Origin of the sequence: Pseudomonas sp. RL (assembly GCF_000647775.1) — a bacterium.
Taxonomy (GTDB): domain Bacteria; phylum Pseudomonadota; class Gammaproteobacteria; order Pseudomonadales; family Pseudomonadaceae; genus Serpens; species Serpens flexibilis.
The window spans coordinates 1-25492 of the sequence record NZ_JBOY01000002.1 but is presented as its reverse complement, the minus strand read 5'-3'; the positions used below and the strand labels follow the sequence as shown (position 1 = coordinate 25492).

At 67.7% G+C, this 25492-nt stretch carries 22 protein-coding genes and 1 pseudogene; 8 read left to right on the top strand and 15 right to left on the bottom strand.

Translation table 11 applies throughout. From position 1 onward, the window contains the following. Window positions 1-116: 116 nt before the first annotated feature. Entirely contained in the window at window positions 117-302 is a 186-nt protein-coding gene (locus AS93_RS0100705; RefSeq protein ID WP_027588784.1) for a hypothetical protein, read from the top strand. Between the two features lie 21 nt (window positions 303-323). Here the strand turns inward: AS93_RS0100705 and AS93_RS0100700 are convergent, their stop codons facing one another. The 7 genes from AS93_RS0100700 to AS93_RS0100670 all read right to left on the bottom strand — a co-directional run bounded on the left by AS93_RS0100700 (window position 324) and on the right by AS93_RS0100670 (window position 9170). After that, window positions 324-1421, bottom strand: coding sequence for a DUF1513 domain-containing protein (locus AS93_RS0100700; protein WP_027588783.1), 1098 nt, complete (start codon window positions 1419-1421; stop codon window positions 324-326). Between the two features lie 50 nt (window positions 1422-1471). Next, window positions 1472-2536, bottom strand: coding sequence for an imelysin family protein (locus AS93_RS0100695; protein ID WP_027588782.1), 1065 nt, complete (start codon window positions 2534-2536; stop codon window positions 1472-1474). Window positions 2537-2546: 10 nt separating this feature from the next. Beyond that, window positions 2547-3968: a di-heme oxidoredictase family protein gene (locus AS93_RS0100690; protein ID WP_027588781.1), complete on the bottom strand. Its 1422-nt coding sequence runs from the start codon at window positions 3966-3968 to the stop codon at window positions 2547-2549. 142 nt (window positions 3969-4110) lie between these two features. Next, on the bottom strand, window positions 4111-5439 hold the full coding sequence (locus tag AS93_RS0100685; protein WP_027588780.1) for an imelysin family protein: 1329 nt from the start codon (window positions 5437-5439) through the stop codon (window positions 4111-4113). A 99-nt stretch (window positions 5440-5538) separates the two neighbouring features. Then, window positions 5539-7608: a GGDEF domain-containing phosphodiesterase gene (locus tag AS93_RS0100680; RefSeq protein WP_027588779.1), complete on the bottom strand. Its 2070-nt coding sequence runs from the start codon at window positions 7606-7608 to the stop codon at window positions 5539-5541. 188 nt (window positions 7609-7796) lie between these two features. Then, window positions 7797-8378, bottom strand: a complete 582-nt coding sequence (gene sodB, locus AS93_RS0100675) for a superoxide dismutase [Fe] (RefSeq protein WP_027588778.1) — start codon at window positions 8376-8378, stop codon at window positions 7797-7799. A 180-nt stretch (window positions 8379-8558) separates the two neighbouring features. Beyond that, a complete protein-coding gene (locus tag AS93_RS0100670) occupies window positions 8559-9170 on the bottom strand; it encodes a LysE/ArgO family amino acid transporter (RefSeq protein WP_027588777.1) in 612 nt (203 codons plus the stop codon). Window positions 9171-9271: 101 nt separating this feature from the next. Here AS93_RS0100670 and AS93_RS0100665 point away from each other — a divergent pair, with 101 nt between their 5' ends. After that, the gene (locus AS93_RS0100665) at window positions 9272-10162 is read left to right on the top strand and encodes a LysR family transcriptional regulator ArgP (RefSeq protein WP_027588776.1); all 891 of its coding nucleotides are present in this window, start codon (window positions 9272-9274) and stop codon (window positions 10160-10162) included. On the opposite strand, the gene AS93_RS0100660 is transcribed toward AS93_RS0100665, so the two are convergent. After that, window positions 10163-10453 carry a hypothetical protein gene (locus AS93_RS0100660; RefSeq protein ID WP_027588775.1) on the bottom strand — a complete coding sequence of 97 codons (291 nt, stop codon included), beginning with the start codon at window positions 10451-10453 and terminating at the stop codon, window positions 10163-10165. Between the two features lie 224 nt (window positions 10454-10677). Between AS93_RS0100660 and AS93_RS0100655 the strand changes: the two genes are divergently transcribed. Next, window positions 10678-11523, top strand: a complete 846-nt coding sequence (locus tag AS93_RS0100655; RefSeq protein ID WP_027588774.1) for a hypothetical protein — start codon at window positions 10678-10680, stop codon at window positions 11521-11523. 81 nt (window positions 11524-11604) lie between these two features. Here the strand turns inward: AS93_RS0100655 and sbcB are convergent, their stop codons facing one another. From sbcB to AS93_RS0100640, 3 genes are all read right to left on the bottom strand, one after another. Further along, entirely contained in the window at window positions 11605-13056 is a 1452-nt protein-coding gene (gene sbcB, locus AS93_RS0100650; protein ID WP_027588773.1) for an exodeoxyribonuclease I, read from the bottom strand. Between the two features lie 41 nt (window positions 13057-13097). After that, window positions 13098-13463 carry a PilZ domain-containing protein gene (locus AS93_RS0100645; RefSeq protein ID WP_027588772.1) on the bottom strand — a complete coding sequence of 122 codons (366 nt, stop codon included), beginning with the start codon at window positions 13461-13463 and terminating at the stop codon, window positions 13098-13100. Window positions 13464-13678: 215 nt separating this feature from the next. Beyond that, window positions 13679-14047 carry a hypothetical protein gene (locus tag AS93_RS0100640; protein ID WP_027588771.1) on the bottom strand — a complete coding sequence of 123 codons (369 nt, stop codon included), beginning with the start codon at window positions 14045-14047 and terminating at the stop codon, window positions 13679-13681. Between the two features lie 168 nt (window positions 14048-14215). Between AS93_RS0100640 and AS93_RS0100635 the strand changes: the two genes are divergently transcribed. From AS93_RS0100635 to pyk, 3 genes are all read left to right on the top strand, one after another. After that, window positions 14216-15016: a tetratricopeptide repeat protein gene (locus tag AS93_RS0100635; protein WP_139326674.1), complete on the top strand. Its 801-nt coding sequence runs from the start codon at window positions 14216-14218 to the stop codon at window positions 15014-15016. Between the two features lie 67 nt (window positions 15017-15083). Next, complete coding sequence (locus tag AS93_RS0100630) at window positions 15084-16007, top strand: universal stress protein (RefSeq protein WP_027588769.1); 924 nt, start codon at window positions 15084-15086, stop codon at window positions 16005-16007. Between the two features lie 55 nt (window positions 16008-16062). Then, window positions 16063-17514, top strand: coding sequence for a pyruvate kinase (gene pyk / locus AS93_RS0100625; RefSeq protein ID WP_027588768.1), 1452 nt, complete (start codon window positions 16063-16065; stop codon window positions 17512-17514). A 30-nt stretch (window positions 17515-17544) separates the two neighbouring features. On the opposite strand, the gene AS93_RS18505 is transcribed toward pyk, so the two are convergent. Beyond that, window positions 17545-18594: an acyltransferase gene (locus tag AS93_RS18505; RefSeq protein ID WP_051587294.1), complete on the bottom strand. Its 1050-nt coding sequence runs from the start codon at window positions 18592-18594 to the stop codon at window positions 17545-17547. A 195-nt stretch (window positions 18595-18789) separates the two neighbouring features. Here AS93_RS18505 and AS93_RS0100615 point away from each other — a divergent pair, with 195 nt between their 5' ends. Then, the gene (locus tag AS93_RS0100615; protein WP_139181999.1) at window positions 18790-19683 is read left to right on the top strand and encodes an SGNH/GDSL hydrolase family protein; all 894 of its coding nucleotides are present in this window, start codon (window positions 18790-18792) and stop codon (window positions 19681-19683) included. Here AS93_RS0100615 and AS93_RS18500 read toward each other — a convergent pair. The 3 genes and pseudogenes from AS93_RS18500 to AS93_RS0100600 form a co-directional block, all read right to left on the bottom strand. Continuing rightward, window positions 19677-20030: pseudogene (locus AS93_RS18500) on the bottom strand (DUF1428 domain-containing protein). The gene AS93_RS0100615 and the pseudogene AS93_RS18500 overlap by 7 nt on opposite strands. An 82-nt stretch (window positions 20031-20112) precedes the next feature. Then, window positions 20113-21270 carry a polysaccharide deacetylase family protein gene (locus AS93_RS0100605; protein ID WP_051587293.1) on the bottom strand — a complete coding sequence of 386 codons (1158 nt, stop codon included), beginning with the start codon at window positions 21268-21270 and terminating at the stop codon, window positions 20113-20115. After that, complete coding sequence (locus tag AS93_RS0100600; RefSeq protein ID WP_256214653.1) at window positions 21270-22499, bottom strand: tetratricopeptide repeat protein; 1230 nt, start codon at window positions 22497-22499, stop codon at window positions 21270-21272. The genes AS93_RS0100605 and AS93_RS0100600 overlap by 1 nt, the downstream gene beginning before the upstream one ends. 217 nt (window positions 22500-22716) lie before the next feature. Here AS93_RS0100600 and AS93_RS18495 point away from each other — a divergent pair. After that, window positions 22717-25492, top strand: a 2776-nt coding sequence (locus tag AS93_RS18495) for a DEAD/DEAH box helicase (protein ID WP_037008281.1), incomplete at its 3' end; no start/stop codon positions are given.

Here is a 25492-nt window from a genome sequence, read left to right as displayed (position 1 = left end):
TCGCTTGTCCCCACGAAGGGCAATCCTGCGTTCCGGCATGGATCGCCTACGTTTTGGCTCTATACGTTCTGCCCAATCAGCCCCTGTGAGGACTACCAACAATGAGACCACTTGTCATGCAGTGGCTGCTGCGCTCCTTTGACAAGACCGCGGTCGTGGCGGCGCTCGCGCTCTGCGGCCTGTGGCTGCTCGGCCAGCCCGGCCAGCGCGTGCTGATCATGCTGGGGGCGGTGTCCACGGCCGGCGTGCTCGGCGGGCTGTTGACCCGCCGGGCCATGGCGCGGAGCGCTCAAGAGGATTAGGTTCCGGCGCCGGCGCGCGTATCAGGCCAGGCGCAGGTGGTTGTCCCAGAAGCCGGCCGGCAGTTTCAGGTACTCGGTGACAATCCGGCTCCCGCGGCAGTCGTAGTGGCGGCAGCGGCCGACACCGGCGCTGACCACGAACCCGTCGCGCGAGGCGGCCACACCAGCGCAGTCCGGCAGCGGTGCGTCGAGCAGCAGCTCGGTGCTGTCCAGATCCCAGATATAGAAGCGGTTGCCACGCGGCGCGGTGATGGCCAGCCGGCGCAGCTCGCTGTGGATGGCCACGCTGGCGGTGTACTGGTGCATTGCCCGGCGCTGCACCTCGCCCAACGGGAAGGGCTGGAACGGCTGGCCGGGGCGCTTGATGGCCACCAGCGGTACTGCGTGTTCGGGATCGCCCTCGTACTGCTGGCCGGTGACCAGGGTGCCGTCGCTGGCCACCGCCATGTGGCGCACGCTGTTCATCTGCTCAGGCAACTGCTCCTTGCTGATCAGGGTGCCGTCGCGGCCCATGATCACCAGGCTCGGTTCCATGTTGTCCAGGTTGAGCATCTCGCGACTATCGGCTTCAGTGCGGATGCCGCCGTTGGCGACCGCCAGGGTTTCGCCGTCGGGCAGCCATAGCAACTGGTGCGGGCCGACGCCGTGGGTGGGGTGTTCCGTGACGCGCTCCAGGCGGCTGTTGCCCTGCAGGCGATAGACGCCCAGCACGCCGCGGCCCGGGTCCGTGGTGTCGTTCTCGGTGCTGTAGAACCAGTCACCGTCCTGGTGGAACACGCCGTGGCCGTAGAAGTGCCGGTGTGCCGGGCTGGCCAGGGTCTGCAGCAGCGTGCCGTCGCGGGTATCGATCAGGTAGCTTTCGCGGCTCGGCCGGCGACCTACGAACACGGCCAGTGGCAGGCTGGGGTGCGGTACCACGTCGTGGCAGCGCTCGGCGATGCGCGTGCTGAAGGCCTCGCGACCATCCAGGTAATAGCCCACGGCATAATGATTGCCGTCGGCATCGTCGCGGGCGGAGAGCAGCAGTGGGGTGGCCTGGCGCTGGACCAGCGTCCAGCCGCCGACGGTGCCGGCGGCGACCAGCAGGCCGCCCAGGGCGAGGAAAGTGCGGCGTTGCATAAGACTCCTCGAAGGCAAGTGGGGAGAGCGAAGGGGCTGAAGCAGCCCGTTCAATCCCCGTCGTGGGCGTTGAAGCCGATCTGGATGCCCAGCGCACGGGCCAGTTCGCCTTCCTGCAGGCGATGCAAGCGGTTCAGGCTGTCGTACAGCGCGTTCAGCGCGGTGCGTCCGGCCTCGTCGGCCAGCAACTGACCGAGCGGCTGGTCCAGTGCGCCCAGGCGCTGCCGGGTGTCGGCATAGGCCGCATCGATCCGCGTGGCCAGTTCGCTGTGCTCGCTGTTCAGCAGGCTGCGCAGACCGTCCTGGTTGGCGCCTTGCCAGAGGCGCTCGGCGCTGTCCACGGCGGCTGCCAGGATGGCCAGGCTGGCACCGCTGCGCCAGGCCTCGGCCTGGTAGGGCTGCGGCACGCCCTTGCTCTGGCGGCCCAGCGGTGCGCCCAGCTTCTTCTTCAGGCCATCGATGGCCGACACCTGGGTGCGCAGCAGGTCGGAGACCGCTTCCTGGGCGTCGGCGTAGCGGTCGTTGGGGAAGCTGCGCAGGCGCGCCTGCATGCCGTCCTCACCCTTCCAGCGCGCCAGCACGTCGCTGCTGAGCGCCTGCTGGTGGTTGCCGATGGCGATCAGCAGAGAGCAGTAGCGCTGTTGGACGGCGCTGTCGCCGAGGTCGATGTTCGGGTCGAACAGCACGTACTCATAGGCAGTGAGGCCCTGGACCACCACGCTGCCCTTGTCCAGCTCGGCCTGGGTCAGCTGCGGCTGGCTGTTGAGCAGGGCCTCGACCTGGCGGGCCACCAGGTTCTTCTTGTCCGGCCAGAACTGCACCTGCCAGGCCAGGTTGTTTTCGCTCAACGGGCCGAGCTGCAGCGGCTGCAGTGCCGACCAGCTGCGATGGGCGCTCAGGTAGCTCGCGCGGGCCTGCTCCAGGCTTTGCTCGCCGGCGCAGAAGGCCTGAGCGCTGTCGGCCAACTGGCGGTCGGCCTCGGCCCAGGCGGTATAGGCCGGCAGCAGCACGCCGTCGGTCAGCGCGGCGCTGACCCGGGTGTACGGCTCCTCGGCGCCGCAGCCGGCCAGCAGCAGGCCCAGCACGGCGACGGCGAGTGGGGTGCGTTGCAACATGGAAACTCCTTCAGAGTGAATTCAGGAAGGCCAGCAGCGCCGCGCGCTGTTCGGCATTGAAGCTCAGCACCCGCTGCTTCGCAGGTTCGGCTTCCCCGCCGTGCCAGAGCACGGCCTCGAGCAGGTTGCGGGCGCGGCCGTCGTGCAGGAACTGGGTATGACCGTTGACCGCCTCGGTCAGGCCGATACCCCACAGCGGCGGGGTGCGCCATTCACGGCCGCTGGCCAGGAACTCGGGCCGGTGGTCGGCCAGGCCCTCGCCCATGTCATGCAGCAGCAGGTCGGTGTAGGGGCGGATGGTCTGGTTGGCCAGCTCCGGCTCGGCGGCGTCGGCGCGCGTCACGTGGCTCGGCGTGTGGCAGGCGGCGCAGCCGACCTCGTGGAACAGCCGCTTGCCGGCCAGCACCCGGGCGTCATCGACGCTACGGCGCGCCGGTACGGCCAGGTTGCGCGTGTAGAACAGCACCTGGTTGAAGATGTTCTCGCTGATCTCCGGATCGCCGCCGTTGGGCATTGTCCGGCAGGCGTCCTGGGCCGCGCTGCAGTTGTCGCCGCGCAGCAGCGGCGTGGACAGGCCCATGTCGTTGAGGAAGGCGTCGGCGTTTTGCTGGGCCAGGCTCGGTTGCCCGGCCTTCCAGCCGAAGCGGCCGAGCACCTGCTCGCCGGTGGCCTGATCGTGCACGTAGTTGGGCCGGCCGGAAATGCCGTCGCCGTTGCGGTCGTCCGGGTCGGCGTTGGCCAGGATCGCGTCTTCGGCGATGGCTTCCAGCAGGCCGAGGCCGATCATCGGCGGTGCGATGCGCGCCGAGAACAGCGTGTCCTGATGCAGCGCCCCGTAGCCGAGCTGGTCGATCTGCAGGCGTGGCTGGCGCAGCTCCACCGCGAAGCCGTCGGCGAAATGTTCGGTGCGGGTGTCGTAGGCCACGCGCACACGGCCCTCCGGGGCCACACCGGGAATCGCCATGTCCTGCAGCTGCCCGCCGTACACCGGCTCGGGCACCACGCCGGCCTGGGCCAGCAGCGCGGCGTGCTCGGGGCGGGCCGGCAGCGACAGGCGCACCAGCATCGACACGCTGTGGCTGGCATCGCTGGCCGGCGGATGACCGCGGCCGTCCTTGATGTGGCAGTTCTGGCAGGCGTTGGTGTTGAACAGCGGACCCAGGCCGTCGCGCGCGGTGGTGCTGGCCGGGGCGATGACCCAGGGATTGCGGAAGAAGCTGTTGCCGACGTTGAAATCCAGGCGGCGGCTGGGCGGCAGGTTGGCCGAGGGCAGGGAAAAGGCATTGACGTCGCTGCGGTTGACCGTGGCGGCGCCGCCGGACAGGGCTTCGCCGGGTTCGGCGCGGCTGAAATCGAGAGTGGGTGACTGTTCCTGGCAGGCGGCCAGCAGAACAGAGATCAACAGCAGGCTACAGCGGGGGAGGGCGGACATCGAAAACGCTCCGGTGCGGGAAGGCGCACGGGGTATCAAGGCAATGGGAATGATTTCTATCTTGGGATGAGGTCAAAAGTCGCAAGGGCTGAAGGAGCCTGCGGGAGCGGTTGGCCGCTCCCGGAGGGTGCCGGAGCGTCGATCAGAACGCGTGATCGGCGGTGTCCGGATTGAGGTCGCCGATGCCCAGCTTGGCGGCAGCCTGCTCGATGGAGGCGGTCTGCTTGACCAGCGCGGCGATGGCGTCCCGGATCAGCTGCTGGCCTTCGCTGTTGTCGGCGGCGATCAACTGGTCGTAGTGCACGCCCTGCGCGGCACTGTCCACCAGGGCCTGCAGCCGGGCCTGGCTGGCGTCCAGATCGGCCTTCAGGGTGCTGTCGGTGCCGGCGTCGACCTGGGCGACCAGCGAAGCCAGGCTCGGGCCGCTGAGCAGCTCGCCGTTCACCCGGCGGTACTCGCCCAGGTAAACATTGCGGATGCCCAGGCCGTTGTAGAAATGCGAGTTGTGGGTGTTGTCGCTGAAGCAGTCGTGTTCGTCCTCGGTGGAGTTGGCTTCCAGCGAGACCTTCATGCGCTCGCCGGCCAGCTCGCCCAGAGACAGGCTGCCCATGCCGAACAGCATCTTGCGCAGGCCGTTCTCGGCCGATTCGGCCTCCAGGCTGGCGCGGTAGTTGTCGGCACCCGGCTGCCATTGGGCGACCATGTCTTCGAGGTCGGCGACCAGCAGGTCGGTGGCGGCCTTCAGGAAGTCGCGGCGACGCTCGTTGTGGCCGCCGGTGGCGCCTTCGCCCACCAGGAAGTCGCTGTAGGGACGCTGGCCGGCGCCGGCGCCGGTGCCGTTCAGGTCCTGGCCCCAGAGCAGGAACTCGATGGCGTGGTAACCGGTGGCGACGTTGGCCTCGGAACCGCCCAGTTCGTTCAGGCTGGCCAGCAGCTCGCCGTTGATGGTGGTGACGTCGATCACTTCTTCGCCGACGCGGATCTCGGTGTTGGCGATGATGTTGGCGGTGGCGCCCGGGTTGCCCAGGGCATGCTGGTAGTCGCCGGCCACGTAGTCGATCAGCCCCTCATCGAGCGGCCAGGCGTTGAGTTGGCCTTCCCACTCATCGACGTTGGGGTTGCCGAAGCGGAACACCTCGGTCTGCATGTAAGGCACGCGGGCGGCCAGCCAGGCCTGCTTGGCGGCCTCCAGGGTGGCTTCGCCGGGGGCGGCGAGGAAGGCGTCAACGGCGGCCTGCAGGTCCTTGGCGGTGTTCAGTGCGTCGCCGAAGATGGCGGCGGCCAGGTCGGCATAGTGCTTGACCACGGCTTGCGCCTCGGCCTGATCGAAGGCGGCCGCCGCCGGGGCGTTCTGCTGGCTGGCAGGCGCGGCGGACTGGCTGGCAGGCGTGGCGTTCTTGTCGTCGCCACAGCCGGCCAGGGAAATGGCGAGGGCGAGCAGGCTGGCCGAGGCCAGGGGCAAACGGGGCATGGCTGAATCCTTTGCGGGTGTGGGGGAGGGTTTCCTCGTTAACCCGGCAATAATGCGAAAGATTTGCATCCTTGCACAAGGGCTAATTGAGACTCGCCCTCATTCGCGGGGGCTGCTGCGCCTTTCGCGGGGCAGGTTGCCATGCAGCAGCGGAGCCAGCTCACGCGCCGGCAACGGCTTGCTGTACAGGTAGCCCTGGCCTTCGTCGCAGCCTTGGCTGATCAGGTAGCGTTCCTGTTCGCTGGTCTCCACCCCTTCGGCGATGACCTGCAGGGCGAGATTACGGGCCAGCTGGATGATGGCGCGCACGATGGCGGCATCTCCCTCCAGGGTCGGCTCGGTCTTCAGGTCGCGCACGAAGCTCTTGTCGATCTTGATCTTGTCCAGCGGCAGGCTCTTGAGATAGCTCAGCGAGGAATAGCCGGTGCCGAAGTCGTCTATGGCGATCAGCGCGCCGGCCTGACGCAGCCTGAGCAGGTGCTTGGCGGCGGCGTGCACGTCTTCCATCAGGCAGGTCTCGGTGATTTCCAGCTCCAGGCTGCCGGACGGCAGCCGGTGGCGCTGCAGCAGCTCGGCGACCAGGCCGGGCAACTGGCCGTGATGCAGCTGTACGGCGGACAGGTTGACCGCCATGCGCAGGTGCGTGAGGCCCTGGTCGTGCCACAGGCGCAGTTGCCGGCACGCCTGGTCGAGCACCCAGGCGCCGATCGGCAGGATGCTGCCATTCTGCTCGGCCAGCGGAATGAAATGGTCCGGGGCGATGGGACCGTGCAGCGGGTGTTGCCAACGCAGCAGCACCTCGACGCCGCAGATGTGCTGGGTGCGGTAGTCGATCTGCGGTTGGTAGACCAGGTGCAGCTGATCGCAGGCCAGGGCCTGCAGCAGGTCCTTGTCCAGCTCGCGGCGGCGGCGCATCTCGCGGTCGACGCTGGCGATATAGAACTGGTAGCGGTTGCGGGCGCGGCGCTTGGCCAGTGTCATGGTCAGCTCGGCCTTCTGCAGCAGGTCACCGGAGTCGGCGCCGTCCTCGGGATAGAGGGTGATGCCGAGGGTGGCGCGCAGGTGTACCGGCTGGCCATCCAGCTCGAACGGCTCGTCCAGGCTGTCGAGGATGCTCTGCGCCAGCTCAGCGGCCTGGTAGGGCTGCTGTGGGTCGTTCTGGATCAGGGCGAACTGGTCGCCACCCAGGCGGGCCAGGCACTGCACCTGTCCGGCGTAGCGGCGCAGGCGTTCGCCGACGGCGGCCAGCAGCTGGTCGCCGCAGGGGTAGCCGAACTGCTCGTTGATCTCGCGAAAATCGTCCAGGCCCAGGCACAGCACGGCCACCTGCTGCTGCCGCTGGCCGGCCTCGGCGAGGATGCGTTGCAGGCGTGTCTGCAACTGCAGGCGGTTGGGCAGGTCGGTGAGCGCATCGTGCTCGGCGGCGCGCAGCAGGTTGTGCTCGGCCTGCTGGCGCAGCTGGCTGTGGTGCTCGATGGCGCCGAGCAGGCGGTTGGCGGTATGCACCCACTGCCCCAGCTCGTTGTGTTCGTGGCCCTTGGGCAGCGGCAACTGGTGTTCGCCGGGGCGTTCCGGGTTGATGCGTCCCAGATGGTCGAGCAGGCGCTCCAGCGGGCGGGTCAGCAGCCACTGGTAGATCAGGTGCAGCAGCAGCGCCAGGCCCAGGGCGCGCAGGAGGCCGCTGAGCAGCAGGAACAACGCGTCCTTGAGGAAGGCCTGGCCATAGAGCGCGGTATCCAGGCACAGGCGCAGCTCGCCCACGGGCGCTTCATCAGGCAGTTGTCCCCGGAGTGCCACGCTCAGTGAGTGTTCGCGGCCGAACAGTGCATCGGTCACGGTGCGCCCGGGCAGCTCCAGTGGCGGGCGACTGCGCTCGGCCAGCGGCGGCTCGTCCGCATGACCGATGAAGGCACGGCGCACCGACTCGTGCTGGAACAGCCCTTCGATGACCTGTTCGGCCATGGCGCGATCCAGGGTCAGGGCCGCCTGCGCAGAGGGGTCACGGAACATGCTGAGGATGCGCTTGGCATCACTGTCCAGGGTCGCGCGCACCTGGTGCAGGGTGTAGAGGATTTGCGCGGAGCTCAGCAACAGGCCAACCGCCAGGGCGGACAGCAGCGCGACCTGGAGCAACTTGCGGGACAGGCGACGGTGGCGTACCTGCGTCAAAGGCGGTGGTTCCTGAACAACGGCATGAAGGAACAGGGCAGGCGGCCTGCTCGCTGTCGATTCCTTCTGTGTCGGAAGGCGGGGCGCAGACTTTAATGCGTCAGAAAAACCGGTACGGTGCGGAAGTCGGCGAATCGCGAGGGGTGCAGCGGGGACCTGCGGCGGCCGAGGCCGCCGCAGGGGGAACGTCAGGCAGCGTAGTTGGCGGCCACGAAGTCCCAGTTCACCAGGTTCCAGAAGGACTCGACGTACTTCGGACGCATGTTGCGGTAGTCGATGTAGTAGGCGTGTTCCCAGACGTCGCAGGTCAGCAGCGGGGTGTCGCCGCTGGTCATCGGGTTGCCGGCGCCGATGGTGCTGGCCAGAGCCAGGGAGCCGTCGGCCTTCTTCACCAGCCAGGCCCAGCCGGAGCCGAAGGTGCCGATGGCGACCTTGGTGAACTCTTCCTTGAACTTGTCGAAGGAGCCGAAGGCGGCGTTGATGGCGTCAGCCAGGGCGCCGGTGGGTTGGCCACCGCCGTTGGGCTTCATGCAGTGCCAGTAGAAGGTGTGGTTCCACACCTGGGCGGCGTTGTTGAAGATGCCGCCGGAGGAGCTCTTGACGATCTCTTCCAGGGACTTGCCCTCGAACTCGGTGCCGGGGATCAGGTTGTTCAGGTTGGTGACGTAGGCCTGGTGGTGCTTGCCGTAGTGGTATTCCAGGGTTTCGGCGGAAATCTGCGGGGCCAGGGCGTCCTTGGCATACGGCAGCGGCGGCAATTCAAAAGCCATCGAAATTCTCCTCTCTTCAGGGGGCAAGGCAGGCGGCTGGCGGGTTTGCCAGCAAGGGTCTCGGGAGTGTGACTCCCTGTTCTATGAGCCCGGGAATCATAGCATCGGCACCCTGGCATATCCACGCGCGAACCGTGCGGGAAAAGGCTCTGGCGCAACGGCTGCGAGCCGGGCCGAGGCTCACTCGCCCAGCAGCAGGCGCGCGGCGATGCCCAGTAGCGTGGCGGCCACCGCCAGATCGATCAGCCGCCAGGTCAGGGGGCGCGCCAGTTTCGGCGCCAGCCAGGCGGCGCCCAGTGCCAGGCTGAGGAACCACAGCAGCGAGGCGCTGGCGGCGCCAAGCACGTAGGCGCCCGGCACGGCTTCGCGGGCGCCCACCGAGCCGATCAGCAGCACCGTGTCCAGGTAAACGTGCGGGTTGAGCAGGGTCACGGCCAGCGCGGCGAGCAGCACGGCGCGCAACGAACGCGGTCGGCGGCTGGTGTCCTGTTCCAGGCCCTGGGGACGCAGCGCACGCATCAGCGCCAGGCCGCCGTAGTAGATCAGGAATGCCGCACCGCCCCAGCGCGCGACGGCGAGCCACAGCGGATGGCTGGCGAGCAGGCCCGCCAGGCCGAATACCCCCACGGCGACCAGCACGGCGTCGCAGGCTACGCAGAGTAGCGCCACCGGCAGGTGATGTTCGCGCCGCAGGCTTTGCGCCAGTACGAAGGCGTTCTGCGCGCCGATCGCCATGATCAGGCCGGCGGCGATCAGCAATCCGTTGAAATAGCTTTGCCAGGCAACGTGCATCAGACAGGTATCCGCGGTTGGAGAGAAAGCGCTGGCAATTCTCCCTGGCGGGTCTATATAAGAAAAACAAATCCTATTTATGTCTCATTAGGAGAAGCGATTTGTTCGACTACAAATTGCTGGCCGCGCTGGGTGCCGTGGTGGAGCAGGGCGGCTTCGAGCGGGCAGCCCAGATGCTGGGGTTGTCGCAGTCGGCGGTGTCTCAGCGCATCAAGCTGCTGGAAACCCGCGTGGGCCAGCCGGTGCTGGTGCGTTCCACGCCGCCGGCGCCGACCGAACTGGGTCGGCGCCTGCTCAACCATGTGCAGCAGGTGCGCCTGCTGGAGGGTGAGCTCAGTGAGCTGCTGCCCAGCCTGGATGAGGGTGGTCTGCCGGATCGTCTGCGCATCGCCCTGAGCGCGGACAGCCTGGCCACCTGGTGGGCTCCGGCGCTGGCGGATTTCTGCGCCGCTCAGGCGCTGCTGCTCGACCTGCTGCTGGAAGACCAGGACGTCGGTCTCAAGCGCATGCGTGCCGGCGAGGTGGCGGCCTGCCTGTGCGCGGTGGAGCGGCCGGTGGCCGGCGCGCGCAGCCTTCCTCTGGGCCGGATGCGCTACCGGGCACTCGCCAGTCCGGCGTTCATTGCCCGGCATTTTCCGGACGGGGTGACGCCGCGGCGGCTGGCCCAGGCGCCGGCCATCGTGTTCGGTCCGGATGATCGCCTGCAGCATCGCTATCTGGCGGCGCTGGGACAGGAGGGGGGGTTCCTGCATCATCTCTGTCCGTCCTCCGAAGGGTTCGTACGCCTGATCGAGAACGGCATCGGCTGGGGCCTGGTGCCCGAGATCCAGGTACGCGAGGCGTGCGCGGCGGGCCGCCTGCGCGAGCTGTTGACGGACCGGCCGATCGACGTGCCGCTGTACTGGCACTACTGGCGCAACGGGGGCAGCCTGCTGGCCACGCTGACCGGTCACCTGCAGCGGCGTGCTGGAGAGTGGTTGCTTCCAGACTGATCAGCCCAGCACGCGCTGACCCCGGTAGATGCGCACGCGCAGGTTGTCCGGGGGGCTCTCCTGTTGCCGGTGGGCGTTCAGAGCCGCGCTGGCCGAGGGCTGATCCTGTTCGATCAACTGGGCCAGGCGTTCCCCCAGTTGATAGGTTTGCGGTTCGCGCGAGGTACGGCTGGCCATCAGCAGTGCCTCGACCGCGTCCGGCTGGTGCAGGTGGATATCGATGCCCTGCTCGTTGCGCACGCGGCGGCGTAGCAGTTGCATGCAGTCGATGAGGGCCTTGTTCATCTCCATAGAGTCTCCTGACGCCGGCGTGCGGGGAACTGCAGCTCTCCCGGCAGAAGCAAGCGGCATACCAGTCCGTTCGGCAGCACGCCCGGCGGGTTTGCGTGGCGTGCGCCGGGTCCTGCGCGCACCGGGCTGGTGCGCGCAGGCAATCGCGTGGTGCGGGCTGCCGGTTGCAGGTTGGCGTGGTTATACTTTCGCCGTTTGCGCCCCTACGTTTCCAAGAGCACACCATGCGTAACGATGCCTTTGATGAAATCGACGATCTGCCCAGCCTGAGCGTCGAGCCCCGTGACCGAGACACGGTTTCCCCGGCGCTCGCCGAGCCGCGGCGGGAAAGTCGAGCGGTGGCCGAGACGCCTGCGCGCGGCCTGGCCGGTGGACTGGTCTGGGCACTGCTGCTGGCGGCGCTGATTGCCCTGGCCGGTCTGGCCTGGTGGAGCTACAAACAGCTGAGCCTGATGTCGCAGCAACTGGTGGCCACTCAGGAGAGCTTCGCGCGCATCAGCGAGGAGGCGGCCGGGCGCATCCAGGACATCAGTGGCAAGGTGGTCGCCACGGAAAGCAGCATCAGCGCCGGCACGGAAAGCCTGCAGCGGCAGCTGCGCCAGATGGAGGGCAAGCTGGAAGCGCTCAGCCGGCAGATCCGCGTGCAGGAAGCCAAGCAGGACAAGCGCCTGGATGCCCTGGAGGGCGAGATCAAGGCCCAGCTGGCCGCTGCCGGCAAGCTTGATGAGCGCATCAAGGCCCAGGGGAGCGAGCTGGCCGCGCTGAAGGGCGTGCCCGAGCAGCTGGGCAAGATTCGCAGCGAACAAGGCAAGCAGGTCGAGGCGTTGCTGGCGCTGGACAAGGTACTCAAGACCCTTACCAACGACGTTCAGGCGCTGAAGAAGCTCAATGCCGGTCCGACCCTCAAGCGCCTGGAGCAGGACCTGCTGGTGCTGCGCAGCGAAGTGGCGGGTCTGCCAAGCGGTACCGGCACCACCGAGTTCGACACCTTCCGCGCCCAGGTGACGCGCAACATCACCACCCTGCAAACGCAGATCCAGACCCTGCAGCGGCAGATCGACGGCCGCTGAGGGGCGTAGGCCCCGGACAACGCTTTCCTTGTCCACCATGGCGACCGCGCCGTGGCCCGCTGGCGGCGGCCGTTGACCGCCCTACAGTTCAGGCGTGACGCAGCCCAGCCGCCGGGCCAGCTCCCCGGCATATGCCTGCCAGTCCAGCAGCAGTGCGCGTTTGGCGCCGTCGGCGCCAGCCAGCTGGGCGTTCAGTTCCTGCTCGAAGGTCGCCAGGGTGTTGGGCGCGCCGCGTGCCGGATCGAGCAGTCGCTCGCGGCAGAACGCCTGCCAGCGCAGCCGTTCCTCTGCCGTCAGGCTGTCTGGAAGATTGCGCGCCCGATAACGGAACAGCAGCTCCGGCAGGCGCGGGTCGTCGAAGGACCAGGCCTCCCTGGCCAGCGCCTGCGGCTCACTGAGGCGCACCTGCTCGCACAGGCGGCGATCACGTTCGCCGAGGAAACCGCCGTACAGCTGTTGCTCGGGGTCATCCTGTCCATTACCGGCGAAGGTTTCCTCGGCATATAGCGCGGCCAGCTTGTCACGCCATTGTGTGGCCTGGTCCCGCAGCAGCATGGCGCGCCGCTGGCACAGCTCCAGATCCAGCCCGAGGCGCTCGCGGTCCTCGCCGCGCAGCACGTTCAGCGGCGCCAGCACCGGACACTTGTTGATATGCACCAGCTTGAGCGGGGCGGGCAGTTGGTCGTCGGCCAGATTGTCGCGTCGGGTGTACAGCCGCTCGCGCAGGGTCTCGGCATCCAGTTCCAGCAAGGGCGCGGGATCGGCCTGCAGGTCGCAGACGATCAGTGCGTTGCGGTTGCGCGGATGCCAGGCCAGCGGCAGCGCCACCGCCAGGTAATGGCGCTCGGCGGCGAAGCGCCCGGAAATGTGCACAAGGGGTTGCAGCAGGCGCACCCGCTCCATCACCTGATGCTTGCTGCGCAACTGGTACAGGTACTCGTAGAGGCGCGGTTGCCGCTCGCGCAGCAGGCGTGCCAGGCCAATGGTCGCCGTGACGTCGGACAGCGCATCGTGGGCCTGGCCGTGGTCAATGCCGTTGGCCTGGGTGAGCAGCTCCAGGCGCAGGCTGACACGGCCGTCCTGTTGCGGCCAGACAATGCCTTCCGGACGCAGCGCATAGGCGGCGCGCACCAGGTCGATCAGGTCCCAGCGGCTATTGCCGCCCTGCCATTCGCGGGCATAGGGGTCGAAGAAGTTGCGATACAGCCCGTAGCGGGTGAACTCGTCGTCGAAGCGCAGCGAGTTGTAGCCGGCGCCGCAGGTCCCGGGGCGCGCCAGCTCGGCGTGCAGGAGGGTGAAGAATTCGGCTTCGTCCTGGCCCTGGTCGAGCAGGGTCCGCGGGTGGATGCCGGTGATCAGGCAGGCGGCCGGGTGAGGAAGGATGTCGTCGGCCGGACGGCAGTAGAGGTTGACCGGTTCGCCAATGATGTTGAGCGCTTCATCCGTGCGCAGGCCGGCGACCTGCAGCGGGCGATCGCGGCGCGGATCGGTCCCGGTGGTTTCGTAGTCGTACCAGAAAATGCTCGGGGTCACGGTGGCCTCCTGTTGCGAGGCCGCGAGTTTAGAGGCTTTTTTCAGTGAGCGGGCTTATGGCCGGTGAAGGCGAAGTAGTCGCGCAGGGCTTCAACCAGCTCGAGAAACTCCGCCGGTGGCGACTCGAGATGGAAGCCGGAGTCGTAGCTGCCCGGGGTGACGTCTTCTCGGGTCCACTGGCAGGTGGCGTGGAAGTCGATGGGTCGCCAGACGCCCTCGGCGCCGGGAATCTTCAGGCGCATGTCGAAGCGCGCGCCGACCAGCAGCGGCCACTGGCTGATCAGCATCAGCCCCTCGCACGACAGGTTGCCGAGGTAGCCCAGCGGCTTGTCGGTGATCCGGTTGTAGACCTTGAGGTAATAGGGCAATTGCTGGCGCTGAATGCGCCGACGCCCGACGCCGGGCACAGCCTGGTCGTGGCTGACACGCGCTTGGCTCGACTTCTCCAACTCGGGCACTCGTACCTCCAGTTACCAGGAACACCGAACCGCGACCCTGCGAGGAATGGGCCAGCAGTGCAGGCCCCTTCCGCATGGATTCAAGGTGTATTCAAGGAGCGGAGATTAGCCGCTATCGGCGTCGATCTCCAGTGCAGGCGCCGGGGTGCGACATTTGTCGTCAATCAGCGGGCGCCGACGGTTTTCTCCGGATCGAAGTGGCCGAGCTGGCGCAGGGTTTCCAGGCGGGCCTTGGCACGGTAGGAGTATTCGCTCAACGGGAAGCGATTGATGATGAACAGGTAGGTCTGGGTGGCGTCCACGAACAGGCTCTGCCGCTCCAGGCACTGACCGCGCAGCATGGAAATCTCCGGCTGCATGTAGACGCGCGAACGGCTGGCGCGCTCGGCCAGCGACAGCTCCAGCATCACTTTCTCGCAGTTGCCATCGTCGTAGGCGCGATAGGCGGAGTTCAGGTGCTTGTCCAGGTTGGCGCGGGTGCTGCAACCGGCGACGGCCAGGCTCGCCGCCAGCAGGATGAGGGGGAGTTTCATGAGGGTATCTCCTTTGCTTTGCCATCATATCGACAGTACCCCCGATTTCTTCAATCGAATCGCGCGGCTTTTTGCCCACAACCTCCGTTGGGTGTGAGGTCCGCGCCCGCCCGCCCGACGAGCGGCATTGCTAGACTCAGGCGCCTACGCATCTGCCAAGGAATGCCCATGCGCCGCCTGTCTTCCGCTCTACTCCTGCTGCTGTTTCTCGCAGGCTGCTCGCCGACCACTCCGCTGTTCGTGGCCCATGTGGCCACCCACGAAGTGGTCGAGTACAAGACCCTGAAGAGCAAGCGCATGGCCGCGGCGGTGGAAGAGGAGGGCGACCTGTTGACCTACAGCGCCCTGGCCATCCGCGACGCCCACAGTCCGCAGGCCGAGCAGCTCTACCTCTCGGGTTACCGGGACCGCGGCCTGAGCGACGAGGTGCGCGCCATCGCCCTCTACCAGATCGGCCTCATCTACATGAGCCGCTACAACGACCAGCGCGACGATGCCACCGCACAGCTTTACCTCAATCGCGTGCTCGATGAATTCCCCGCCACCCGCGCCGCCGAGCGCGCCGCCGAACGGTTGATGGCGCTGCGCGGCCGGGTCGACGAGCCGCTGCAGAAGAATGCCCGCGAGCTGCTGGCTGACTGGAAGCCCGGGGCCGATCTGGATCTCAACAAGCCCAGCCTGGATCAGGACATGACCCTGCTGTCGCGCCGCGCGGTGCTCAAGAATCGCGTGGCCGAAGCCGAGGAGCTGTATCTGCTGGCTCTGCGCGATCCAGGCGTGGCAGCCTCGATCAAGGAGAAGGCGCTCTACCAGCTGGGGTTGATGTACATGGCGGCGGACAACCCCCGCGCCGACCGCGACAAGGCCATCAACTATCTGCGCCGCCTGCTGGTGCAATACCCGAACGGCGAACTGGCCGACAAGGCGGCCCGCCACCTGGACCGGGTGCTGAACAGCCCGGCGGCCTGATGCAAGTCAAGCCGGTGGCGGCGAACTGTGCTGCAATGGCTCCACAGCCAACCTTCAAGGAGCCGCAATGAAGATCCGCCAACTGCTGGTCGTCATCGACCCCACCCAGGAAGCCCAGCCCGCCCTGCAGCGTGCTGCCTGGGTCGCCCGCCGCAACGGGGCGGCACTGGAACTGCTGCTCTGCGAGCATCAGTCCGCACTCGAAGGTGGTCTGCTGGACGGACCGCGCCTGCAGCACGCACGTGATGGTCTGCTCGAGCAACGGCGCGCCTGGCTGGAGCAACTGGCCGAGCCGCTCCGCGCCGAGGGCCTGACGGTTACCTGCGAAACGCGCTGGGGACGGCCCTTGTACAAGATGATTCTGGCCCGTGTGGACGAGCTCAAGCCCGACATCCTGTTCCGCAACGCCTATCAGCACAGCCTGCTGCAGCGCCTGTTGTTCACCAGCAACAGTTGGCAGCTGATCCGCAAGTGCCCCTGCCCGCTGTGGCTGGCCGGCGCGCGCGAGTGGCAACCCAAGCGCCTGTGCGCCGCGGTCGATCCGCTGCATTCGGCCGACAAGCCCGCCGCCCTGGATCACCAGTTGCTGGCCATTTCCCGTGAGCTGGCGGAGTCGCTTCAGCTGCAGGCCAGCTACGTGCATGCCTACGCACCACTGCCGCGCACCATGGTGTTCGATGCCGAACTGGTGGCCGATTACGACAGTTACTGCCGCAAGTACGGCGAGCAGCACCGCCAGGCCTTCGACCGCCTGCTGGCCGGTTATACCGGCGCGGAAGGGCAGGGGCACCTGGTCGAGGGCTTCGCCGAGCAGGCCGTGCCGCGTTTTGTCGAGGAGCAGGACATCGATCTGCTGCTGATGGGGGCGATTGCCCGGGGCCACCTGGACAACGCGCTGATCGGCAATACCGCCGAGCGCATCCTCGAGGCCGTGCGCTGCGATCTGCTGGTGGTCAAGCCGCAGGGATTCGGTAGTTCCGACCAAACATGACTACAGGCGACGGGCGTAGTAGCCTCGGGGCAGACCGAATCAAGGAGTCCCCCGCATGTCGTCCCGTCGCACAAAGATCGTCGCCACCCTGGGCCCGGCCAGCAGCAGTCCCGAAGTACTCGAGCAGCTGATCCTCGCCGGGCTCAACGTGGCCCGGCTGAACTTCTCCCACGGTTCGCCGGACGAGCACAAGGCCCGCGCCCGCCTGGTGCGCGAGCTGGCCGCCAAGCATGGCCGCTTCGTGGCGCTGCTCGGCGACCTGCAGGGGCCGAAGATCCGTATCGCCAAGTTCGCCAACAAGCGCATCGAGCTGAAGGAAGGCGATAGCTTCCGCTTTTCCGTCACCCATCCGCGCGACGCCGGCACCCAGGAGGTGGTCGGCATCGACTACCCGGACCTGATCAAGGACTGCGGCGTCGGTGACGAGCTGTTGCTGGATGACGGCCGCGTGGTGATGCGCGTCGACGCCACCACCGCCGACGAACTGCTGTGCACCGTGCTGATCGGCGGCCCGCTGTCCGACCACAAGGGCATCAACCGCCGCGGCGGCGGTCTGACGGCGCCGGCGTTGACCGCCAAGGACAAGGCCGACATCAAGCTGGCTGCGGAAATGGAGCTGGACTACCTGGCGGTGTCCTTCCCGCGCGACGCCGCCGACATGGAACTGGCGCGCCGCCTGCGCGACGAGGCGGGCAGCAAGGCCTGGCTGGTGGCCAAGATCGAACGCGCCGAGGCGGTGGCCGACGATGAAGCGCTGGACGGCCTGATCCGCGCCTCCGATGCCGTGATGGTGGCCCGTGGCGACCTGGGTGTGGAGATCGGCGACGCCGAGCTGGTCGGCATCCAGAAGAAGATCATTCTGCACGCCCGTCGCTACAACAAGGCGGTCATCACTGCCACGCAGATGATGGAGTCGATGATCCACAGCCCGATGCCGACCCGTGCGGAGGTATCCGACGTGGCCAACGCCGTGCTGGACTACACCGACGCGGTGATGCTCTCGGCGGAAAGCGCCGCCGGCGATTACCCGGTGGAGGCAGTGAAGGCCATGGCGCGTATCTGCCTGGGTGCGGAAAAGCATCCCACCAGCCAGAAGTCCAGCCACCGCCTGGGGCAGAAGTTCGGCCGTTGCGACGAAAGCATCGCCCTGGCGGCCATGTATACCGCCAACCACTTTCCGGGCGTGAAGGCCATCATCAGCCTCACCGAGAGCGGCTTCACGCCGCTGATCATGTCGCGCATCCGGTCTTCGGTGCCGATCTACGCCTTCACCCGTCACCGCGAGACCCAGGCGCGCGTGGCGCTGTTCCGCGGCGTGGAAACCGTGCCGTTCGACATGGCCGAGCACGCCCTGGACAAGGTCAGCCAGGCGGCGGTGGACGAGCTGCTGAAGCGCGGCGTGGTGGAACGCGGTGATTGGGTGATCCTGACCAAGGGCGACACCTACCACACCATTGGCGGCACCAACAGCATGAAGCTCCTGCATGTCGGCGAGCCGCTGGTCTGAGGTGGGGCGAGGGGCGTCGTCGGGCGCCCTTCAACGTCCCGGCAGCGGCGTGCCGATGGCGTGCGAACGGGGCGTCAACAACTTGCTGCGCAGCCAGTCGGTCATCGGTTGTTCCACGAACCGGTAGATGCCGACCGCTACCAGCAGGCACAGGCCGATGGTCAGTGGCGCCATCACGAAGGCCAGCGGCCCCGGCGCGTCGAAGACGTGGAAGACCTTGTTGAACACCTTCATCACGTAGGGGTGAAACAGGTACAGCGAAAAACTGGCATCGCCGATCAGCACCACCCGCGGGGGCAGTTGGCGACCTGCCAGGCCATGCACCAGCGCCAGGAAGGCCAGCGCGGCGGGAATGCCCCAGCTGCCGCTGCGCCCCAGCCAGGGATAGAGCAGACCGCTGAAGGGCAGGCAGACGATGCAGGCCACACCCATGACGATGAGTGCCGTGCGGGTCTGGCGCGCAATCCCCGCTGTCCGCCAGGCGGCGGTGTGCCTGTAGAAGGCGTAGCAACCCATGCCCAGCACGAACTCCAGCAGGATTTCATTGGTGTAGAACGCCAGCACCACCGACTCGAAGCGCACCAGCGCGCCCAGCAGCACCAGGCCCAGCAGCAGGCCCGAGGCGATCAGCAGGCGATGCCGGTGGCTGATCGCCATGGCCAGGGCGAACACCGCGTAGAAGAACATCTCGAAGTTCAGCGTCCAGCCCAGGAACAACAGGGGCTGCACGCTATCGCCCTTCAGGTAGGGAATGAACAGCAGCGACTTGAGCAGCCCGGCGACATCGGCCGTGGTGTTGTCCAGCAGGTCGGGCAGCAGCAGGGCAACGCCGAAGACCCCGAAGGTCCCCAGCCAGTAGAGCGGCACCACCCGGATGACGCGCTTGGCGAAGAAATGACGCGTCGACCTCTCGGTGACCAGGGCCATGATGAAGCCGCTGATGACGAAGAAGATGTCCACGCCCCAGGCGCCTTCCCGGAACAGCGGTATGTGGTAGACGACCACGGCGGTCGCCGCGATCGCGCGCAGCAGCTGGATGCTGTCCAGCTTGTCGGCCGAGGCCGTGTGAGCAGATGTCATGCGGAAATCCCTTTCGATAGAGCGCCCGACCACCGTCGAGCACACGGGCCCTTTCCCAGGTCCGCAGCCCAGTCAAGCAGACGGCGGCTGAGAAGCGAGCGGCTTTTTGACAGACGGTCGAATCGCGTCTAGACCCTGCCACGGTCGTGCATTCGGCCGACCGCCAAGGACGATGCCACCACAGGGAGAAATGCCATGCGAACACTGGCCGGCCTGACACTGCTTGTCTGGGCGCTGAGCGTGCGTGGAGACGCCGTCCAAGCCCCTGGAACGGACGTGAAGTGGCTGCATGGCCTGCCCTCCATCGTCTGCTGGGGGGACTCGCTGACCACCTCCAGCTACCCGCACTTCCTGGCCAAGCTGACCGGGCGCACGGTCACCAACCGTGGCGTGGGCGGCAACACCAGCGCGCAGATCGCCGCCCGCCAGGGAGGCCGGCCGACCTACGTGAAGCTGACCGGCGGCAAGATACCCAGCAGCGGCACGGTGGACGTCGCGGAGTTCACCGTGGTACCCATGACCCAGTACGGCCGGCAGCAGCTCGAAGGCACGCTGGGCGGCGTGCGCGGCGTGCTGCGTCGCCACTCCGACACGGCCTACACCTTCACCCGTGCCCAGGCGGGGGATGCCGTGGACGCGCCGGTCGCCCTGCCGTTTCTGATGGATATCGGCGACACCGACCACGAGATCGCCGTGATCTGGGCGGGGCGCAACAACTACGACGAACCGCAGCAGGTCATTTCCGACGTGCGCGCCATGGTCGAGTTCCTCAAGCCCCTGCACAAGCGCTTCCTGGTCATGCCGCCGCCGAATGCCGATTTCGCCCACGAATACATCGGCGGCCGACACTACGCGGACTTCGTCGCCATCCGCGACGGGTTGCGCGAGGCCTTCCCGAACAACTTCCTGGATATCTGGCAACTGCTGGTGGAAAGCTACGACCCCCGGGACCCCGGCGATGTCGCGGACTACCGGCACGGCATCGTGCCCCGCTCGCTGCGTGATGACCGCATCCACCTCAACGAGAAGGGTGCGCGGCTGGTGGCCGAGAAGGTGCGTGACTACCTGATCGACTTCAAGGGCTACTGATCGAGGATCATCTCGAAACCGCCGAAGATCAGGCGCTTGCCGTCATAGGGCATCGGATTGGTTTCCGGAGCCAGGCGTGGATCGCTCATCACCTTCTGGTGAGCGGCATCGCGCACGCTCTTCGACGGCCAGAGAATCCAGGAAAACACCACCGTTTCCTCCGGAGTGCGCTGCACGGCCATCGGAAAGGACGTCAGCTTGCCCTCCGGCACATCGTCGCCCCAGCACTCGACCACCTTGAGCGCTCCATGCTCCTTGAACACCTGCGCGGCGATCTGTGCGTGGTGCTGGTATTACTCCCGGTTGGCGGTCGGCACGGCCGCCACGAAGCCATCGACATAGGTCATGTCTGATTCTCCTATCGGTACATGGAGCTGATCAGGTTAGGCCGCATACGGTAAATGGCGAGCGCAGCGACCGGAGCAGCGCTCAGTGCCGGGCCGCCAGCTCGCGGCAATCCGGCCAGGATACGGCGTCGCCGAGTGCGGCGAATACCCCGGGCAGGGCAGCGCTTGCCTTGCCATGCACGTCATGAAACAGCAGCACGCCACGGCGTTTTATCAGCATCAGCCCCAGCATGCGCTGGCCGATGGCCTCGGCGTCGAGCGCGCGCTGCCAGTCCTGGGAATCGAGGTTCCACAGCGCCACTTGGATGCCCTGGGCCGTGAAAAAGGTGCCGCTGTCCGCCGTGCGCTGGCCATACGGCGGGCGGAACAGCGGCAGGAGCGTGGAATCTGGCAGCGTGCTGTGCAGCAGCGCGCGGCTGGTGAGGACCGAGTCCTGCCAGCCGTCCCAGCGGGCGTGCGAGCGATGCTCCCAGCCATGGGAGGCCACGCACTGGCCGGCATACAGGCGATCCAGCGCCTCGCCGCCGTCTCTGCTCAGACGCGCTTGCAAGTTCTCGCCGAGCACGAAGAAGGTCGCGTTGCGCCCGTGCCGCGCCAGCATGGCTCGCGTGGCTTCAGTGTGGGCGCCGGGCCCGTCATCGAAGGTCAGGAAGAACTGGCGGTCGTCCAGTTCGTCGCCGGACCACTCGTGGCGGCCGAAGGTGGCGATTTCGCTGCTGACCGTGGGGAACAGCGCGGCGAGGCGCATCTGTTCCGTCAGGTAGGCCTGGCTGAACGCCGTCAACTGGCTATGCCAGGTGGCCAGCCCGCCGCCGAGCCCGGCCAGCGCGTTCTGCGCCGCCTCTCCGAGCGTGGCGAAGTCGTCGAGCGGGCCGACGCAGCTCCAGTCGCCGGCCCGGCAGTCGGCGCTGGCCAACTGGTAGTTGCGCCAGGCGCGCGCCCGCTCCGCTTCCAGCCACTGATCGAGCGAGGCCTGATTCAGGCGCTTGATGCGCAGGTGCGCCAGCAGCTGGGCCTCGTCGCGTGGCGGCAGGCCGTGCATCGTGCTGGCGTAGACCAGCAGGGCGGCGCGCGAGGCGCGGTCGAAGCCGGCCGGCGTGTCCAGCGGCTCGACCCAGGTGCGCAGGTCGAGCGTGGCGACGTCGGCCGGGCCGGCCGCCTGGGCGGCGCTGCCGGCCCAGGCCAGTCCAGCCAGCAGGGCGATGGCCAGGCCGAGGGGCCAGGCCGCGCGCCGCGCCATCAGCGCGCGCCGTTCTGCAGCATGCGCTCGATGGCCCGGTCATAGACCGCATTGGCCTTCTGGTCGCGGGCGTAGCGGTACTCGCGCAGCGCGTCGGACCATTGCCCGGCAGTCTCGTAGATGCGGCCGTTGTTGTAATGCGAGCTGGCGCGCACGGTGGGCGCCGAGGCGCCGCTGGCCAGGGCGATGGCCTTGCGGTTGGCCCACAGGGCCTCGGCCACGCGGTTGGCCTTCTGGAAGGCCAGGCCCAGGTTGCTGTAGGCCTGGCCGTAATTGGCATCCTCGTCGATGGCTGCCCGGTAGAGACGGATCGCTTCGTCGTACTGGCCAGCGTGGTAGGCCTGCTCGCCCTGGCGATTCAGCCCTTTGGCGCGCTGCAGCCGGTCGGCGCCGTAGTCGGTGCGCCGGCTGACCAGGGTGCCCACCACATTGCCGAACTCCGAGGTGCTCAGCCGCTCCAGGCTGGAGACGTTCTTGAGGGTATTGAAATCCTCGATGTCGCCCGACTCGGTGACCGCAAACACGGTCCACAGGTTGCCCACCTGGTTGCGCGGTACGTAGTAGGTCTTGATCAGCGTTTGGCCGACATAGACGAACACCTTGGCGTTGCTCTCGGACAGCCGGTTGCTGTTCATCCGCGCGCGGTCGCTGAAGTTGTGCACCGCATAGACGTAGCGCGAGCCGTCGTGCTTGCGCTCGATGGTGATGGTCTCCGGGCCGTAGCTGGTGGTGTCGTCGACATCCAGCAGGGCATCGCGGCCGCGCATGTTGCTGAAACAGACGTGGTTGCCGGGGAACAGCAGGTGGGAATCCAGGTCTTCGGGATAGCGGCCCCAGTTGAGGACGATGCGCATGCCGTCGAGGTTTTGCATCACCGGGCTGATCGCGTAGGTCATGCCGTCACAGGGGCACTTGACCACCAGGTCGGAATAGCCGGGCTTCTTGACGATCAGCAGGCTGTCGCTGGCGTCGAACGCCGGGTTCAGGGTGGCCTCGCCGCGGGCGTTGGTCACTGCCGTCACCGACTGCTCGCCGTTCTTCTGCAGGATCAGCGAGGCCCCTTCGATTTTCTGGTCGCGGATGGTGGCGCTGAGGATCTGGATGTCCAGCGGCGCCGCCTGGGCGACGGGGCGAAACAGGCCAGCAGAAGGGCAAGCGGGCTCAGATACTTCACTAGCGTTGTGTACATCGGTTTTCTCTGGGAATTTCGTTGGGATCGGTAGGCGCACACGCGTCGGACGTGATCGAGACCCGCGGCCCTCTAACTCAAGCGTTTCAAGCTCGCGGCATAGTGCCATCGTGGGCCTTCGGGCGAAATGCCCCGTGTCAACGCCTTGCTGCATGAAAATGCTCCTGCCGGGCGCTCCGTTGGCTTTGAAGGTCTCTTCGTTGGCTCGCCGACCGCCAACGCTTGAGTGCTTTCCCTGCCCGTTCCATAGTGCCGGCATGAACCGCGCCGCCGACCATGACCCGCTGGCCGCCTTCCACCCCGCCGTGCAGGGCTGGTTCCGGCGCGCCTTCGCCGCGCCGACCCCGGCGCAGACCGCGGCCTGGCCGAGCATTCGCGCCGGGCGCTCCACCCTGGTGGCGGCGCCCACCGGTTCGGGCAAGACGCTCACCGCCTTTCTCGCCGCGCTGGACGACCTTCTGCGCCAAGGGCTCGCCGGGTCGCTTGGCGAGACCACCCAGGTGGTCTACGTCTCGCCGCTCAAGGCGCTGTCCAACGACATCCACCTCAACCTGGAGCTGCCGCTGGCCGGCATCGCCGAGGAACTGCAGCGCCTGGGCCTGCCGCCGGTGGAGATCCGCACGGCGGTGCGCACCGGCGACACGCCGCAGGCCGAGCGCGCGGCGCTGCGCAAGCGCGCGCCGCACATCCTGGTGACCACGCCCGAATCGCTGTATGTGCTGCTCGGCTCGCCTTCCGGACGGGCCATGCTCGCCGGCGCGCGCAGCGTGATCGTCGACGAAATCCACGCGGTGGCCGGTAACAAGCGCGGCAGCCATCTGGCCTTGAGCCTGGAGCGCCTGCAGGCGCTGTGCGCCTGGCCGCTGGTGCGCATCGGCCTGTCCGCGACGCAGAAACCGTTGTCGGCGGTGGCGCGCTTCCTCACCGGGGGCCAGGACTGCGCGGTCGTCGACATCGGCCACCGCCGTGCCCTGGACCTGGCCCTGGAAGTGCCGCCGGTGCCGCTCGAGGCGGTGATGAGCAACGAGGCCTGGGAACTGGTCTACGACCGGCTCGCCGAACTGGCGCGCGAGCGACGCACCACGCTGGTGTTCGTCAACACCCGGCGGCTGGCCGAACGGGTGGCGCGGCATCTGTCCGAGCGCCTCGGCGAGGCGGCGGTGGCCGCGCACCACGGCAGCCTGGCCAGGGAACAGCGCCTGCAGGCCGAGCGGCGGTTGAAGGCGGGCGAGCTGCGCGTGCTGGTGGCGACCGCCTCGCTGGAGCTGGGCATCGACATCGGTGATGTGCAGCGGGTCTGCCAGATCGGTTCGCCGCGTTCCATCGGCGCCTTCCTGCAGCGCATCGGCCGCGCCGGTCACCAGGTGGGCGGCGTGTCCAGCGGACGCATCTTTCCCACCTCCCGGGACGAGCTGATCGAATGCGCCGCACTGCTCGATGCGGTGCGGCGGGGCGAGCTGGACCTGCTGCATATCCCGCGCGCGCCGCTGGACGTGCTGGCCCAGCAGATCGTCGCCGAAGTGGCCTGCCAGGAATGGCACGAGGAGGCGCTGCTGGCGCTGATCCGCCGCGCCGAACCCTATGCTGAGCTGACCGATGAGCAGTATCAGGCGCTGCTGCGCATGCTCGCCGAGGGCTACACCCGCCGTCACGGCGCGCATCGCGCCTACCTGCACCGCGACGCGGTGACCGGCAGCCTGCGCGGGCGGCGCGGCGCACAACTGACCGCGCTGACCAGCGGCGGCACCATCCCGGAAACCGCCGATTACGCGGTGCTGCTCGAACCCCAGGCGCTGAACATCGGCACGGTGAACGAGGACTTCGCGGTGGAAAGCCTGGCCGGCGACGTGTTCCAGCTCGGCAACCAGTCCTACCGCATCCTGCGCATCGAGCCCGGGCGGGTGCGGGTGGAGGACGCCCACGGCCAGCCACCGAACATTCCCTTCTGGCTCGGCGAGGCGCCGGGGCGCAGCGACGCGCTGTCCGCCGCCGTGGCGCGGTTGCGTGGGGAGGTGGAGCGGCGGCTGATCCCCAATGCCCTCGGCGGGGCGCCCTCGGTGGACAAGGAAAACGTTGTCCACCCTACGCAGGGCGTGCAGCCCGGTAGGGCGGTCAAAAACGCAGCGTTGGTCGCCGCAGGCGTTGGTGGGGCGCCATTGGTGGAGAGGTACGCACCCGACCGCCTGGCGCCGGCCATCGCCTGGCTCACCGACGAGCTCGGCCTGCCGCTGGCCGCCGCCGAGCAGATCGTCGACTACCTGGCCCGCGCCCAGTCCGCGCTGGGCGCGCTGCCCACGCAGCACTGTCTGGTGATGGAGCGCTTCTTCGACGAATCCGGCGGCACGCAGCTGATCATCCATTCGCCGTTTGGCAGTCGCATCAACCGCGCCTGGGGGCTGGCGCTGCGCAAGCGCTTCTGCCGCACCTTCAACTTCGAGCTGCAGGCGGCGGCCACCGAGGACGCCATCATCCTCTCGCTGTCCACCAGCCACAGCTTTCCCCTCGACGAGGTCTGGCGCTACCTGCGTCCGGCGAGCGCCGAGCAGGTGCTGATCCAGGCGCTGCTCGACGCGCCGCTGTTCGGCGTGCGCTGGCGCTGGGTGGCCGGGGTCGCCTTGGCCCTGCCGCGCATGAGCGGCGGGCGCAAGGTGGCGCCGCAGATTCAGCGCATGCGCAGCGAAGATCTGCTGGCCACGGTATTCCCCGATCAGGTGGCCTGCCTGGAAAACATCGTCGGCGAGCGCGAGATTCCCGACCATCCGCTGGTGGCGCAGACCCTGGAGGACTGCCTGCACGAAGCCATGGACAGCGAAGGCTGGCTGGCCCTGCTGCGCCGCATGGAGGCCGGCGAGGTGCGTCTGCTGCAGCGCGACCTGCCGGAGCCCTCGCCCCTGGCCGCCGAGGTGCTCAGCGCGCGGCCCTACGCCTTTCTCGACGACGCGCCGCTGGAGGAGCGGCGCACGCAGGCGGTGCTGGCGCGGCGCTGGAGCGATCCGCAGTCCACCGACGACCTGGGCCAGCTGGATGCCGAGG

Bases quoted from the DNA above. Each gene is read 5' to 3' on its own strand.
- AS93_RS0100685 (WP_027588780.1), bottom strand. From the start codon at position 5,439: ATGCCCCGTTTGCCCCTGGCCTCGGCCAGCCTGCTCGCCCTCGCCATT.
- AS93_RS0100670 (WP_027588777.1), bottom strand. From the start codon at position 9,170: ATGCACGTTGCCTGGCAAAGCTATTTCAACGGATTGCTGATCGCCGCC.
- AS93_RS0100605 (WP_051587293.1), bottom strand. From the start codon at position 21,270: ATGGCGCGGCGCGCGGCCTGGCCCCTCGGCCTGGCCATCGCCCTGCTG.
- AS93_RS0100660 (WP_027588775.1), bottom strand. From the start codon at position 10,453: ATGGAGATGAACAAGGCCCTCATCGACTGCATGCAACTGCTACGCCGC.
- AS93_RS0100695 (WP_027588782.1), bottom strand. From the start codon at position 2,536: ATGTTGCAACGCACCCCACTCGCCGTCGCCGTGCTGGGCCTGCTGCTG.
- AS93_RS18505 (WP_051587294.1), bottom strand. From the start codon at position 18,594: ATGACATCTGCTCACACGGCCTCGGCCGACAAGCTGGACAGCATCCAG.
- AS93_RS0100635 (WP_139326674.1), top strand. From the start codon at position 14,216: ATGCGCCGCCTGTCTTCCGCTCTACTCCTGCTGCTGTTTCTCGCAGGC.
- pyk (WP_027588768.1), top strand. From the start codon at position 16,063: ATGTCGTCCCGTCGCACAAAGATCGTCGCCACCCTGGGCCCGGCCAGC.
- AS93_RS0100630 (WP_027588769.1), top strand. From the start codon at position 15,084: ATGAAGATCCGCCAACTGCTGGTCGTCATCGACCCCACCCAGGAAGCC.
- sodB (WP_027588778.1), bottom strand. From the start codon at position 8,378: ATGGCTTTTGAATTGCCGCCGCTGCCGTATGCCAAGGACGCCCTGGCC.
- AS93_RS0100690 (WP_027588781.1), bottom strand. From the start codon at position 3,968: ATGTCCGCCCTCCCCCGCTGTAGCCTGCTGTTGATCTCTGTTCTGCTG.
- AS93_RS0100640 (WP_027588771.1), bottom strand. From the start codon at position 14,047: ATGAAACTCCCCCTCATCCTGCTGGCGGCGAGCCTGGCCGTCGCCGGT.
- AS93_RS0100655 (WP_027588774.1), top strand. From the start codon at position 10,678: ATGCGTAACGATGCCTTTGATGAAATCGACGATCTGCCCAGCCTGAGC.
- AS93_RS0100615 (WP_139181999.1), top strand. From the start codon at position 18,790: ATGCGAACACTGGCCGGCCTGACACTGCTTGTCTGGGCGCTGAGCGTG.
- AS93_RS0100700 (WP_027588783.1), bottom strand. From the start codon at position 1,421: ATGCAACGCCGCACTTTCCTCGCCCTGGGCGGCCTGCTGGTCGCCGCC.
- AS93_RS0100705 (WP_027588784.1), top strand. From the start codon at position 117: ATGCAGTGGCTGCTGCGCTCCTTTGACAAGACCGCGGTCGTGGCGGCG.